14 protein-coding genes and 1 tRNA gene are annotated in these 13,504 nt (G+C 71.2%); 14 read left to right on the top strand and 1 reads right to left on the bottom strand.

The genetic code is table 11. The annotated features are described in order from the left end of the window. Positions 1 to 20 precede the first annotated feature (20 nt). The 12 genes from KKZ08_RS19675 to KKZ08_RS19620 all read left to right on the top strand — a co-directional run bounded on the left by KKZ08_RS19675 (position 21) and on the right by KKZ08_RS19620 (position 11,090). Complete coding sequence (locus tag KKZ08_RS19675; RefSeq protein WP_223775699.1) at positions 21 to 227, top strand: MbtH family protein; 207 nt, start codon at positions 21 to 23, stop codon at positions 225 to 227. A gap of 1 nt (position 228) precedes the next feature. Continuing rightward, positions 229 to 1,200 (top strand): ATP-binding cassette domain-containing protein, encoded by a 972-nt coding sequence (locus KKZ08_RS19670; RefSeq protein ID WP_223775698.1) that lies wholly within the window; start codon positions 229 to 231, stop codon positions 1,198 to 1,200. Next, positions 1,197 to 2,138, top strand: a complete 942-nt coding sequence (locus tag KKZ08_RS19665) for an ABC transporter permease (RefSeq protein WP_223775697.1) — start codon at positions 1,197 to 1,199, stop codon at positions 2,136 to 2,138. Before KKZ08_RS19670 ends, KKZ08_RS19665 begins: the two co-directional genes overlap by 4 nt. A 108-nt stretch (positions 2,139 to 2,246) precedes the next feature. Further along, on the top strand, positions 2,247 to 2,498 hold the full coding sequence (locus tag KKZ08_RS19660; RefSeq protein WP_223775696.1) for an acyl carrier protein: 252 nt from the start codon (positions 2,247 to 2,249) through the stop codon (positions 2,496 to 2,498). A gap of 54 nt (positions 2,499 to 2,552) precedes the next feature. Then, a complete protein-coding gene (locus KKZ08_RS19655; RefSeq protein ID WP_223775695.1) occupies positions 2,553 to 3,827 on the top strand; it encodes a beta-ketoacyl-[acyl-carrier-protein] synthase family protein in 1,275 nt (424 codons plus the stop codon). Further along, positions 3,824 to 4,948, top strand: a complete 1,125-nt coding sequence (locus KKZ08_RS19650; RefSeq protein ID WP_223775694.1) for a beta-ketoacyl synthase N-terminal-like domain-containing protein — start codon at positions 3,824 to 3,826, stop codon at positions 4,946 to 4,948. The genes KKZ08_RS19655 and KKZ08_RS19650 overlap by 4 nt, the downstream gene beginning before the upstream one ends. Next, positions 4,945 to 5,673: a 3-oxoacyl-[acyl-carrier-protein] reductase gene (fabG, locus tag KKZ08_RS19645; RefSeq protein ID WP_223775693.1), complete on the top strand. Its 729-nt coding sequence runs from the start codon at positions 4,945 to 4,947 to the stop codon at positions 5,671 to 5,673. Before KKZ08_RS19650 ends, fabG begins: the two co-directional genes overlap by 4 nt. An 11-nt stretch (positions 5,674 to 5,684) precedes the next feature. Continuing rightward, a complete protein-coding gene (locus KKZ08_RS19640) occupies positions 5,685 to 7,376 on the top strand; it encodes an NAD(P)/FAD-dependent oxidoreductase (RefSeq protein WP_223775692.1) in 1,692 nt (563 codons plus the stop codon). A 78-nt stretch (positions 7,377 to 7,454) separates the two neighbouring features. Further along, a complete protein-coding gene (sbnB, locus tag KKZ08_RS19635) occupies positions 7,455 to 8,486 on the top strand; it encodes a 2,3-diaminopropionate biosynthesis protein SbnB (RefSeq protein WP_223775691.1) in 1,032 nt (343 codons plus the stop codon). 87 nt (positions 8,487 to 8,573) lie between these two features. Next, a complete protein-coding gene (locus KKZ08_RS19630) occupies positions 8,574 to 9,056 on the top strand; it encodes a MaoC family dehydratase (RefSeq protein ID WP_223775690.1) in 483 nt (160 codons plus the stop codon). A gap of 103 nt (positions 9,057 to 9,159) precedes the next feature. After that, positions 9,160 to 10,482, top strand: coding sequence for a sensor histidine kinase (locus KKZ08_RS19625; RefSeq protein WP_223775689.1), 1,323 nt, complete (start codon positions 9,160 to 9,162; stop codon positions 10,480 to 10,482). Beyond that, a complete protein-coding gene (locus KKZ08_RS19620) occupies positions 10,446 to 11,090 on the top strand; it encodes a response regulator transcription factor (RefSeq protein WP_223775688.1) in 645 nt (214 codons plus the stop codon). The genes KKZ08_RS19625 and KKZ08_RS19620 overlap by 37 nt, the downstream gene beginning before the upstream one ends. A 91-nt stretch (positions 11,091 to 11,181) precedes the next feature. Here KKZ08_RS19620 and KKZ08_RS19615 read toward each other — a convergent pair. Further along, positions 11,182 to 11,254 (bottom strand) — tRNA-Ala (locus KKZ08_RS19615). Positions 11,255 to 11,436: 182 nt separating this feature from the next. On the opposite strand from KKZ08_RS19615, the gene KKZ08_RS19610 reads away from it, so the two are divergent. Both KKZ08_RS19610 and KKZ08_RS19605 read left to right on the top strand, forming a co-directional pair. Continuing rightward, a complete protein-coding gene (locus tag KKZ08_RS19610; RefSeq protein WP_127909386.1) occupies positions 11,437 to 11,985 on the top strand; it encodes a DNA-binding protein in 549 nt (182 codons plus the stop codon). Between the two features lie 49 nt (positions 11,986 to 12,034). After that, the gene (locus KKZ08_RS19605; protein ID WP_223775687.1) at positions 12,035 to 13,483 is read left to right on the top strand and encodes a serine/threonine-protein kinase; all 1,449 of its coding nucleotides are present in this window, start codon (positions 12,035 to 12,037) and stop codon (positions 13,481 to 13,483) included. The last annotated feature ends 21 nt before the right edge of the window (positions 13,484 to 13,504 follow it).

Genomic DNA, 13,504 nt, shown 5'->3' with positions numbered 1-13,504 from the left:
CAAGAGATCTGGAGAAAGTCATGGCCAACCCCTTTGACAGCGAAGACGGCACGTTCCTCGTCCTCGTCAACGAGGAGGGTCAGTACTCACTGTGGCCTTCCTTCGCCGCGGTGCCCGACGGCTGGCGGGTGGAGCTGCCGGCGAGCGACCGCGCCACAGCCGTCGCCCACGTGGAAAGCAACTGGACGGACATGCGTCCGCTCAGCCTCCAGCGTCAGGCGGGCTGAGGTGGCCTCCACCGACATCGCCATCCACGCCGAGGGGCTGCGCAAGCAGTACCGCACGCACACCGCGCTGCACGGCATCGACCTCTCGGTGCCGGCCGGCAGCGTACTCGGCGTGCTCGGCCCCAACGGCGCGGGCAAGACCACCACGGTCCGGATCCTGGCCACCCTCGTCGAACCGTCCGGGGGCCGGGCCACCGTGGCCGGACACGACGTGGTCGGCCAGAGCAAGGAAGTACGGCGGCGCATCGGCCTCGCCGGGCAGTACGCGGCCGTCGACGAACTCCTCACCGGACGCGAGAACATGGTGCTGCTGGGCAAGCTGCTCCGGTTCGGCCGGCGCGGCGCGGCCCGGCGGGCCGTCGAACTGCTCGACCGGTTCGAGCTCACGGAGGCCGCCGACCGTCCCGTGAGCACCTACTCCGGTGGCATGCGCCGCCGCCTCGACCTGGCCACCTGCGTCATCGGCGAGCCGGAGGTCCTCTTCCTCGACGAGCCCACCACCGGCCTCGACCCCACCAGCAGGACCGTCCTGTGGGACGTGGTGCGCGACCTGGTGGCCGGCGGGGTGACCATCCTGCTCACCACCCAGTACCTGGAGGAGGCGGACGAGCTCGCCGACCGGATCGCCGTGATCGACGCCGGCCGGGTCATCGCCGAAGGCACCCCCGAATCCCTCAAGCGCCAGGTCGGCAGCGACCGCCTTGAGGTGACCGTGGCCCGCCCGGAGAGCCTGGACGACGCGGTCGCCGCGCTCGCCGGCCTCGGCGGCGCTCACCCCCCGGTGGCCGACGCGGCCACCTCGCGGGTGTCGGTGCAGCTCGGCGAGGGCGTCCTCGACGACGTGGCCCGCGCCGCCACGGCACTGCGCGACAAGGGCGTGCACACCGTCGACTTCGAACTGCGCAGACCCACCCTCGACGACGTGTTCTTCGACCTCACCGGCGCGGGAGAGCGCAAGGAGGCCCGGCGATGACGCCGACCACGACCACCACGACCACCACGACCTCCACCGACGGCACCGCGGACCCGGACACCGGGCCCGCCGACACGGCCCGGTCCGCCGCCGGGCGTCCGCCCGGCGGTGCGCCCGTGCGGCCCGCGGAGTCCCGGGGCGCGCTGCTCGGCTATCTCGGTGACTCGTTCGCCCTGGCCGGACGGCACCTGACGCATCTGCGCCGGTCCCCCGGCCGGCTCGTGCTCGTCACGATGAACCCGCTGGTGATGCTGATCGCCGTCGGCTACATCTTCCGCAACTCCATGAACGTCCCCGGCGGCATCGCGTACGAGGACTTCATCATGGCGGGCATCGCCATCCAGGTCGGTCTGACCAGCGTGGGCCCCACGGCCATCGGTGTCGCGCTCGACCTCCGGCACGGCCTGGTGGACCGGTTCCGCTCGCTGCCGATCGCGCCGAGCTCGGTGCTGATCGGCCGCACCCTGTCGGACCTGGTGGTCGGCGCGTTCAGCCTGACGGTGGTCTCGCTGGTCGGCCTGGCCGTCGGCTGGCGGCCGCACGAGGGCTTCTTGCGCACCGCCGCCGGATTCGGCGTCCTGCTCGCCTTCATCTACACGATGCTGTGGGTCGGAATTCTGCTCGGAACCACGCAGAAGAACGTCGAGGCCATTGACGGGACGGGCGCGCTCGTCCTTGTCGTCTTCAGCTTCCTTTCCAATGCGTACGTCGGTGTGAGCGGCCTGCCGGGATGGCTGCGCCCGGTCGCCGAATGGAACCCCGTCACCTCGGTCATCACCACGTGCCGCAGGCTGTGGGGCAATGATCCGGCGGGCGCGACCGGCAGCGGATTCCCGGCCGACCACCCCGGCCTCGTCACCGCCATCACCCTGTCTGTCCTGCTGCTCATCGCGGTCACCGGCAGCGTCCGGGGCTTCCGCAAGGCCGTCGGCAACTGACCCGCAAAGACCGTCAGTGAACGGTCACTTGGACGTCATCGACGCTGTCTAATTTTCATCGCGAAGCGATTGAGAAACACTCTGAAACTCAAAAACGGAGGAACGAACGTGACGACAGTTGCGCCGGAGAGACTTTCACGAATCCGGGAAATCATCGCCGAGAACATCGAAGTCGATGTCGAACGCATCTCGGACACGGCCCTTTTCGTCGATGAGCTCGGCGCCGACTCGCTGAAGCTCATCGACGTGCTCAGCGCCCTGGAGATGGAGTACTCCATCGACATCGACATGAACGAGCTGCCCAAGATGGTGAACGTGGAGGCCACGTACCAGGTGACCGCCGAGGCCGCCGGCTGGTGAGCGGGACGGGGCCTTGGCCCCGTCCCACAGGCATCCCACTGCTTAAGGAGTTCCATGTCCACCGCACAGTCACCGGCTGCGTCCGAGGCCCCCGCGCCGACGGACCGCCGAAGGGTCGTCCTCACCGGCATGGGGGCGATCTCCAGCATCGGCACGGGCCTCGAGGAGTACGCGCAGGGGCTGCGCACCGGCCGCTCCGGCGCACGGCCGATCACCCGCTTCGACACCGAGGGATTCGGCCAGAACGTCGCCTGCGAGGTCCCCGACTTCGAACCGGAGCGCTGGATCCGCAACGTACCGCTCGACGACATGGGCCGCGCCGGGCAGTTCGCGGTCGCCGCCGCGCGGATGGCCGTGGAGGACGCGGGGCTCACCGAGGACGACCTGGGCGAGCGGCAGGCGGTCATCAGCGTCGGCACGACCGACGGCGAGTCGCACGACATCGCCGTACTCCTGGAGCAGGAGCTGGCCGCCGGCGACCCCGAGGCGATGGACCCGGTCCTGTCCCGCCGCATCAACGCGGGCCGCCTGACCACCGTGATCGCCCGCGAGCTGCGCATGCCGAACGTGGAGCCCACGACGATCACCACGGCCTGCGCGGCGGGCAACTACTCCATCGGCTACGGACTGGACTCCATCCGCTCCGGTGACGTCGACATCGCGCTGTGCGGCGGCGCCGACGCCGTGTGCCGCAAGGCGTTCGCCCTCTTCAAGAGGTTCGGCGCGCTCACCCCGGACGTGGTGCGGCCCTTCGACAAGGACCGGCAGGGCATCCTCACCGGTGAGGGCGCGGGCATCCTCGTCCTGGAGAGCCTGGAGTCGGCGCTCGCGCGGGGCGCGCACATCTACGCCGAGGTCCTCGGGTACGGCCTCAGCTGCGACGCCAACCACCCCACCGCGCCGGACCGCGACGGCATCGCGCGCGGCATCCGCCTCGCCCTCGACGACGCCGGGGTCAAGCAGGAGGAGATCGACTTCATCTCCGCGCACGGCACCGGCACCAAGGCCAACGACCGCACGGAGTCGGCCGCCATCCTCGACGTGTACGGCGACGCACCGCCGCGCACCGTCGCCGTGAAGTCGATGCTCGGCCACTCCATGGGGGCGGCCAGCGCACTCGGCGCGATCGCCTGCGGCCTCGCCATCGAGCACGGGTTCATCCCGCCCACCATCAACCACCGGGAAACCGACCCGGAGTGCCCGCTCGACGTCGTACCCAACGCGGCCGTCGAGGCGGACGTACGGATCGTGCAGAACAACTCCAGCGCCTTCGCCGGCAACAACGCCATCCTGATTCTCGGCACGTACGGGGAGCGAGTCCGCCCATGAGTACCGCAGCAGCCACCCCGGCGGCACCGTTGCCGCCCCAGACACCCGTCATCACCGGATGGTCGGCCGTCTCGCCGTACGGCCTCGGCCGCGAGGAGTTCGCCGCGGGTCTGCGCGGCGGCGCGAAGACCGCCGTGCGGGCGGACCCGGAGCTGGGCCCGCTGCCGTCGCCCGACGCGTGCATGGTGCCGGGCTTCGACATCCAGGGCCTGCTCGGCAAGAAGGGCACGGCCAAAATGGACCGGCTCACCGCCCTGGCCCTGGTCGCCTCCGACGGGCTGCTCCTGGACGGCGAGGGCAACAGGACGGTGCGGACCGACGACAGCACCGGGGTCGTCCTCGGCATCACCATGGGCAGCCTGGAGAACGTCACGAACTTCCTGCGCCAGTCGTACACCCAGGCACGCCCCTTCCACGTGGACGCGGGCCGCATCCCCTTCGGCAGCCTCAACCACGCCGCCGGCGCCACCGCGATCCGGCACGGCCTCAAGGGCCCCAACACCACGGTCGCGGGCGGCCGCGCCAGTGGACTGCTCGCCCTCAACTACGCGCGGCGCCTGATGAGCCAGGGCCGCGCGACGAAGTACCTGGTGGGCTCCGCCGAGGAGTTCTCCGCCGCCCACGCCTGGTACGAGCACACCGCCGCGCCGGGCGAGCCCGCGCCGCTGCTCGGCGAGGGCTGCGGCCTCCTCCTCGTCGAGCACGCGGGCACCGCCGAGCGCCCGCCGCTGGCCGCGGTGCTGAGCGTCGAGACCCGCGTCGACATCGACGACGACCCGTACGCGGCCGTCACCGCGTGCGCCCGCCGCGCCCTGGACCGCGCCGGAGTCGGCGCCGACGAGGTGTGGGCCGCCGTTCCGTGCGCGGCGCCCTCCGCCGCCGGACGGGCCGAGCACGAGGCGCTGGCCGCGCTGCTGCCGGCCGCCGCGCTGTCCCGCGTGCCGTCCATGGAGCTGCTCGGTGACACCGGCGCCGCGTCGGCGTCCCTCCAGATCGGGGCGGTGCTCGCCATCGCCGGGTCCGACCACGACGCCCAGGGGCGAATCGCCCTGGTGTCCGCGGTCGACCAGGACGGTGCCGTGGCCTGTGCCGTACTGCGACTGATGGGGGAGAACGCGTGATCGCGCTGGTCAGCGGCGGGTCCCGGGGCATCGGCAAGGCGATCGTGCTGCGCCTGGCCCAGGACGGGTACGACGTCGCCTTCTGCTACCGCTCCAACGAGGACGCCGCCGAGCAGCTCACCAAGGAGGCGGCCGAGTACGGCACCCGCGTGGCGGCGACGCGCTGCGACGTCTCGGACGCCGCCGACGTACGCGACTGGTACACGCGGACCGAGCGCGAGCTCGGCCCCGTCGACGCCGTCGTCACCTCGGCGGGCATCACCAAGGACCGGCCCGTCCTCCTCATGCCCGAGGACGACTGGAACCAGGTTCTGCGCACCAACCTGGACGGCGTCTACCACGTGTGCCGCGCCGCCGCGTTCTCGATGAGCAAGCGCAAGGCGGGCACCATCGTCAACCTGTCGTCCGTGTCCGGTATCTACGGCAACACGGGCCAGGCCAACTACGCCGCGTCCAAGGCGGGGATCATCGGCTTCACCAAGTCCCTCGCCAAGGAGTGCGGGCCGCGCGGTGTGCGCGCCAACGTGGTCGCGCCGGGCCTCATCGACACCGACATGGTCCGCGACATGACGGAGGCGGCGGTGGCCCGGCAGCTGAAGAACGTGGCCCTCGGCCGCTTCGGCCGCCCCGAGGAGGTGGCCGACCTGGTGTCCTTCCTGGTCTCCGACCGCGCCACGTACATCACGGGGTCGGTCTTCGAGATCCACGGCGGCGGCACCTTCTGATGGGAGCGGCAATGCAGGGGGACCAGAGCCGGTACGACGCCATCGTCGTCGGCAGCGGCATCGGGGGCCTGGTCGGCGGCGGCTACCTGGCCGCCGACGGCCGCCGCGTCCTCGTACTCGAACAGCACGACGTGGCGGGCGGCAACGCGCACGTCTTCCGCAGGCGCCGCAAGTACGAGTTCGACGTCGGTACGCACTACCTCGGTGACTGCGGGCCCGACGGGCTCATCCCCGCCATCCTGTCCGGCCTCGGCGTCCGTGACCGGGTGCGCTTCAGGCCCATGGACAACGAGGGCGGCTTCGACCGGATCATGACGCCCACGGCCACCGTGGACGTCCCCGCGGGCTGGGAACCCTACCGTCACCGCCTCAAGCAGGCCGTGCCCGAAGAGGCCGACCGGATCGACCGGTTCATCGACCTCGCCGTGGCCGTGGCCACCGCGAGCCGGGCCGGTCTGCTGGGCGAGCCCATGGTGGAGCTGTTCCGCAAGTCCCCGCAGACGATGCGCTGGAGCCGCCGCACCCTGGGCCAGGCCCTCGACCACTGCGGCCTGTCCGCCAAGGGCCGCACCCTGGTGGCGGCGCAGGCGGGCAACTACGGCGCCATGCCGGACGGCATCGGCTTCGCCGAGCACGTCAACATCATGGACCACTACCTGCGCGGCGCGTACTACCCCGAGGGCGGCGGCCAGGCGCTGGTGGCCGCCCTGGTCGAGGCCCTGGAAGCCTACGGCGGCGAACTGCGCACCCGGTGCGCGGTGCGCCGCATCCTCATCGAGGGCGGGCGCGCCACCGGAGTGGAACTCACCGACGGGCAGCGGATATCGGCGCCCCTGGTCATCTCCAACGCCGACTACCGCCGCACCGTCCTGGACCTGTGCGGCGGTGAGGCGGCCTTCCCCGCCGACCTGGTCGCGCGGACCCGTGACGCGGTCATGCGCAGCGCCGTCGTCGCGGTGTACGTCGCACTCGACACCGAGCTGCCCGGCCTGCCCAACGCCAACATCTGGTGGCACGACAGCGACGACATGGAGGGCGCGCACGCGGCGGTGCAGGAGCGCTACGAGCGTGACGGCACCATGGAGTCGGTGCCGCAGCTGGCGTTCTCCTTCGCCTCCATCAAGGACGCGGGCGCCCCCGCCGTCTGCCCGCCCGGCCACAGCAACTTCCAGATCATGACGGGTTGCCCGCCCGGCTACGCGTTCTGGGGCCTCGAGGGCGGCCCGGTCGACGGCGAGCCCTACCGCCGCAACCCCGCCTACCTGGCGCGCAAGCGGCAGCTGACCGAGACGATCCTGGACACCGCCGAGAAGGTCCTCGGCCCGTTCCGGGACCGCATCACGCATGTGGAGACGGCCACCCCGCTCACCAACGAGCGGTACATCCGCGCCAGTGGCGGCACCCCGTACGGCATGGCCACGTGGGGCGGCGCCGGCCAGCGGCCCGACGTGCGCACCGGAGTCGAAGGGCTGTACGTGGTCGGGCAGAACGTCCGCTACGGCAGCGGAGTGGGCGGCGTCGCGACGGGCGGGGTCGCCGCCGCGTCGCAGATCCTCGGCCGTCCCCTGCTCGCCGAGGTGTACGCGGGCACGGTGCTCGGTGACGCGTCCCAGCTGCCCGAACGGGCCCCGGACTGGGATCCGTTGGCGGTGTCGCGCGGGCGGGCGCGGCAGCACGCGAAGGGTCTGGCCCGCATCGGCTGACGGGCGCCTCCCGCATCGGCCGACGGGCCCGGCCGTGCACCTTTCCCTCTCTTCTTCCCGACCAGGAGCAGTCTTCCCATGAATCAGGTACCTCCCTTCGCCGTGGTCTCCGGCGCCCAGGTGCACCAAGCCCTCGACGGACGTGAGAACGAGGTCGTCGCGGCGGTCGAGGCCGCCTACCGGCTGCACGGCGAAGGACAGACGGTCAACCCCGACTCGTACTTCCTGCGCTTCCCCGACCGCCCGTCGTCCCGGATCATCGCGCTGCCCGCGTCGGTCAAGGGCGACGTGGGGGTGCACGGCATCAAGTGGATCTCCAGCTTCCCCGAGAACGTGGCCGCCGGAGTGCCGCGGGCCTCGGCCGTCCTCATCCTCAACGACGCCGAGACCGGCTATCCGTTCGCGTGCCTGGAGAGCTCCATCATCAGCGCGGCGCGCACCGCGGCCTCCGCGGCCCTCGCCGCCGCCAGGCTCAGCGAGGCGCGCGGCGGCCGTCCCACCCGGGTGGGCTTCTTCGGCGTCGGCCTGATCGCCCGCTACCTCCACATGTACCTCGCGGCCACCGGCTTCGACTTCGACTCGATCGGCGTGCACGACCTGTCCGCCGAGCACGCCGACGGCTTCAAGGGCTATCTGCGGCGGGCCGAGGGCGAGGACTGCGAGATCACCGTCCACGACAAGGCCGAGGACCTGATCCGCTCCAGCGACCTGGTGGTCTTCGCCACCGTCGCGGGCGAGCCGCACGTGAGCGACCCGCAGTGGTTCACGCACAACCCGCTGGTGCTCCACGTCTCCCTGCGCGATCTGTCGCCCGAGATCATCCTCCAGTCGTGGAACGCCGTCGACGACATCGACCACTGCATGAAGGCCAACACCTCGCCCCACCTGGCGGAGCAGCGGGTCGGCCACCGCGACTTCGTCGCCGGCACCCTCCACGACGTCCTCACCGGACGGATCACCCCGCCGTCCGACCGGCCGGTGGTCTTCTCACCGTTCGGCCTCGGCGTCCTCGACATGGCCGTGGCGAAGTACGTCTACGACCGCGTCGCGGAGGCGGGCCAGCTGCACACCGTCCCCGGCTTCTTCCACGAGCTCAAGCGGTACGGCTGACGGGCAACTGACGTCGCGCTGACCGAACGGCCCCGAAGGCCGGGGACGCCTTGTCCCCGGCCTTCGGGGCCGCACACAATCGGGGCCATGAGATCTTTCGCCGACCTGGCCGAATTCGTCGACGCCACGGGTGAGCACCTCGGTTACAGCGAGTGGCTCGAAGTCACCCAGGAGAAGGTGGACCAGTTCGCCGGAGCCACCGGTGACCTCCAGTGGATCCACGTGGACCCGGAACGGGCGGCGACCGGCCCGTTCGGCGGGACCATCGTCCACGGCTATATGACGCTCGCGCTGCTGCCCGCGATGATGCGGCAGATATTCGAGATAGAGAACGTCGAATTGGGCGTCAATTTCGGCCTCGGCAAGGTGCGTTTTCCCCGTCCTGTCCCGGTGGGCTCCCGGGTCCGCGGCGGTGCCGAGCTGACCAGTGTGCGCGAGGGGCCTTCGGGCCACCTGACGGCCGTGCGGATGACGGTGGAGATCGAGGGCGAGGCGCGGGCGGCCTGTGTGGCGGACACCCTGTCGCTCTTCGTCGGGGGGAAGAACCTCCCCATCCCGGCCGCGGGATAGGGGAGTTAGTACCACCGCTTTCCGTGCCCGCCCGCCGCCACAATGAGGGCACGGCCACTTCGGCCCAGCGATGCGCGTGGCACTGGAGAGAGGAACGAGTCCGATGGAGCACAGCACTATGCAGCTGGCGGAAACCCGCCCGCCGGAAGAGATCAAGGGATTCTCCGTCTCGGCCGGGACAGTGGGCCTGCGGCATGCGCTCGCCCTGTGCTGGACGGCGTTCGCGGCCCTCGGCCGTTCCCTCGCCGTCTCCTCGGCGATCAGCCTCGTCGGTCCGGGCCTCGGCATGGTGCCGCGCGCCATGGAAGGCGTACGCAGCCTGAGCGCACGCCGTCGTGAACTGGCCGCCCGCTGGTCCGGCGTGCACATCCCGCCCCCGCCGGGTCCGTTGCCGCCCGTGCCCGCGGGAGCCTCCGGTGCCGTCGCCCGCTACCGCTGGATCATGAGCGACCCCCAGACCCGGCGGGAGTTCGTCTGGGTCCTCGCCGACCCCATCGCCGGCGCCTTTCTCGCCTTCTTCCCCATCGCGCTGGTCCTCAGCGGCGTCTGGGGCATCGGCCTCGCGTTCTTCGGTGTCCCCCTCTCCGTGGAGTGGGACGGCCTCTGGTACCAGTTCATCCCGATCGAGGGCCCGGTCACCGCGGTGCTCGCGGGGGTGCTCGGCGCGCTGCAACTGCCGCTGGCCCTGTGGGCGGCGCCGCGAGCCGTCCGTAGGCACGCCCTCTACACCCGCTCGATGCTCGCCCCGAGCGAGAACGAACTGATGGCCAGCCGTATCGAGCACCTCGCCACGACCCGGTCGGACGCGGTGGACACCCAGATGACCGAGATCCGCCGCATCGAGCGCGATCTGCACGACGGTGCCCAGGCCCGCCTGGTGGCGATGGGCATGACCCTGGACGCCGCCGAGCATCTCCTGGACGCCAACCCCGAGGCCGTGCGCGCCCTGCTGATCGAGGCCCGCCAGTCCTCCTCCAAGGCGCTGGAGGAGCTGCGCAACCTGGTGCGCGGCATCCACCCGCCGGTGCTCGCCGACCGCGGCCTCGCCGACGCCGTACGGGCCTTGGCCATGGTCTGCCCGGTCACCACCGAGGTGACGGTCGATCTCCCGGGCCGCCCCGAGATGCCGGTCGAGTCCGCCGCGTACTTCGCGGTCTCGGAGATCCTCACCAACGTCGCCAAGCACGCGCACGCCGGCCGGGCCTGGATCGACATCCGTTACGATCACGGCATGCTGCGCCTCACCGTCACCGACGACGGGCAAGGCGGCGCGGATGCCAGCCGCGGTACCGGCCTGCGCGGCATCGAGCGACGGCTCGCCACATTCGACGGTGTGCTGGCCGTGAACAGCCCCGTCAACGGCCCGACGATGGTGACGATGGAGCTTCCGTGCGTATTGTCCTCGCCGAAGACCACTTCCTTCTGAGGGACGGTCTGGTCCGGCTCCTGGAGGCCTACGGCCACGAGATCGTGGCCGCGGTGGACAACGGCGCGGACCTCCTGAGGTCGCTCACCAAGGAGCAGCCCGACGTCGCCGTCGTGGACGTGAGGCTGCCGCCGAACTTCACCGACGAGGGTCTGCGGGCCGTCCTGGCGGCCCGCCGTGAGATGCCCGACCTCCCCGTCCTGCTCCTCTCGCAGTACGTCGAGCCGCTCTACGCCCGCGAGTTGCTGGGCAGCGGCGGCCGCGGGGTCGGTTACATGCTGAAGGACCGGGTGACCAACGGGTCCCAGTTCCTCGACGCCATCCGTCGCGTGGCCGAGGGAGGCACCGCGATGGACCCCGAGGTGATCACCCAGCTCCTGATGCGCAAGGAGCGCGACGAGAACGTGGCCAGCCTCACTGGACGCGAGCGCGAGGTCCTGGAGTGGCTGGCCCAGGGGCGGTCCAACGCCGGCATCGCTCAGGGCCTCTTCATCTCGGAGAAGGCCGTCGCCAAGCACATCAGCAGCATCTTCACCAAGCTGGGCCTGCTCCCGGCCGACGGCGACAACCGCCGCGTACTGGCCGTCCTCGCGTACCTGGAGCAGTGACCCCGGCGGCGTTGCCCCCATGCCGTCGCCGGGAAGACGCACAAAGAGCCCCCTGACCCGCGTTTCCGCAGGTCAAGGGGCTCCTGGACGGTGGAGCCTAGGGGAGTCGAACCCCTGACATCTGCCATGCAAAGACAGCGCTCTACCAACTGAGCTAAGGCCCCGGAAGCGATGCGCCGACCCGGAAGAATCACCTCCCGGCGTGCATCGCACACCAGACTACCGGGTCTTCCCCCGGATCTCGCAAAAGGATCGGGGCTCCCGGTCGACGACCACGCTCCGTAAGATGCACGACGTGGTTCGCGGCAGCGAACCGCGGTCTTAGGGGAAGCGATGGGGAGACGCAATGGACGCCGCACAGCAGGACACCACCGCGAGAGCACGAGAGCTCCAGCGGAACTGGTACGGGGAGCCGCTGGGGGCGCTCTTCCGTCGCCTCATCGATGACCTGGGCCTGAATCAGGCCCGTCTGGCCGGGGTCCTCGGCCTGTCGGCACCCATGCTGTCCCAGCTGATGAGCGGCCAGCGCGCCAAGATCGGCAACCCCGCGGTCGTCCAGCGCGTCCAGCTGCTCCAGGAACTCGCGGGCCAGGTCGCGGACGGCAGCGTGAGCGCCGCCGAGGCGACCGACCGCATGGACGAGATCAAGAAGTCCCAGGGCGGCTCGGTGCTGACCAACACCGCGCAGTCCACGACCAGTTCGGGCGCTCCCACGGTCAAGCGCGTGGTGCGCGAGATCCAGTCACTGCTGCGCTCCGTCGCGGCTGCCGGCGACATCATCGACGCCGCCGACTCCCTCGCCCCGACCCACCCGGAGCTGGCAGAGTTCCTCCGGGTGTACGGCGCCGGGCGCACCGCGGACGCGGTCGCCCACTATGAGGCGCACCAGAGCTGAGCCGTCGACCGGGCCGCCACGCGGCCCGGAAGGGGAGCGGAGCGCGACCATGGGTGAGGTCTTCGCCGGTCGGTACGAACTGGTCGACCCGATCGGACGCGGGGGAGTCGGAGCGGTCTGGCGGGCATGGGACCACCGGCGGCGCCGGTATGTGGCCGCCAAGGTCCTGCAACAGAGCGACGCCCACGCCCTGTTGCGGTTCGTGCGGGAGCAGGCTCTGCGGATCGACCACCCCCATGTGCTCGCGCCCGCCAGCTGGGCCGCCGACGACGACAAGGTCCTGTTCACCATGGACCTGGTCGCCGGTGGCTCGCTGGCCCATGTCATCGGGGACTACGGCCCGCTTCCGCCCCGCTTCGTCTGCACGCTCCTCGACCAGCTCCTCTCGGGCCTCGCGGCCGTCCACGCCGAAGGCGTCGTGCACCGTGACATCAAACCGGCCAACATCCTGCTCGAAGCCACCGGCTCCGGGCGCCCGCACCTGCGGCTGTCCGACTTCGGCATCTCGATGCGCAAGGGCGAGCCCCGGCTGACCGAGACCGACTATGTGGTGGGCACGCCGGGTTACTTCGCTCCTGAGCAGATGCTGGGCGCCGAGCCGGATTTCACCGCCGATCTCTTCGCCGTCGGCCTGGTCGCCCTGTACCTCCTGAAGGGCGCCAAGCCGGACGCCAAGGCGCTGATCGAACGCTTCGCCGAGCACGGCACCCCGGGCCCGCCCCAGGGCATACCGGAGCCGCTCTGGCAGGTCATCGCCACGCTGCTCCAGCCCGACCCCCAGGCGCGCTTCCGCACCGCCACCGGCGCGCGCAAGGCGCTGTCCTCCGCCGCGGAGATGCTGCCCGAGCCGGGCCCCGACGACGAGCTCGTCGAGATCTTCGACCAACTGGCCCCGCTTCCCGCGGGCTTCGGCCCCGACGGCCCCCTGACCTCGCCGCCACGACCGGGCACCGCACCCGCTCACGTACCCCCTTGTCCACATCCGGACGGCCCGGCTTCCGGCTCCGTCTCCGCACCCGCCGGCCAGCCACAGGCACAGCCGCGACCCCAGCCACAGCCACAGCCCCCCACGCCTCCCCCATGGCAGCCCCCGGCCACCAGCCCCGGCGCGGAGACCGACGGCTTCCACCTGCCCCCGCCACCGCCCAAGCGACCACCCCATCCGTCCACTCCCCCCACACCCATGCCCCTGCGCGCCCCCGCGCCCGAACCCACACACGTGCCCTCCCCCCGCCCCATCACGGCCCCCACCCCCGCAGTCCACGAACCGGCCCAGGCCGTGACGTCCGGGGCCCAGCGCCCCCACGCTCCTACTTATCCATACACCGCTCACGCCGCTCAGGTTCCACATCGGAATCCGGCAATTCCTCAGCCCCACGTCCAGGCCTCTCCCGCCCCGCAGCGGCGGCCTGGTCCGCCCGCGAAGGTGGCGGTGCCGATCCTGTTCGTCGCGCTGGCCTGCCTCACGATCGGCCTCTGGGCACTGACGCGGCTCTGACGACCACGGGTCGAAGCAGCC

Source organism: Streptomyces sp. 135 (genome assembly GCF_020026305.1).
Classification (GTDB): Bacteria; Actinomycetota; Actinomycetes; order Streptomycetales; family Streptomycetaceae; genus Streptomyces.
This window is presented reverse-complemented; position numbering and strand designations above follow the sequence as displayed.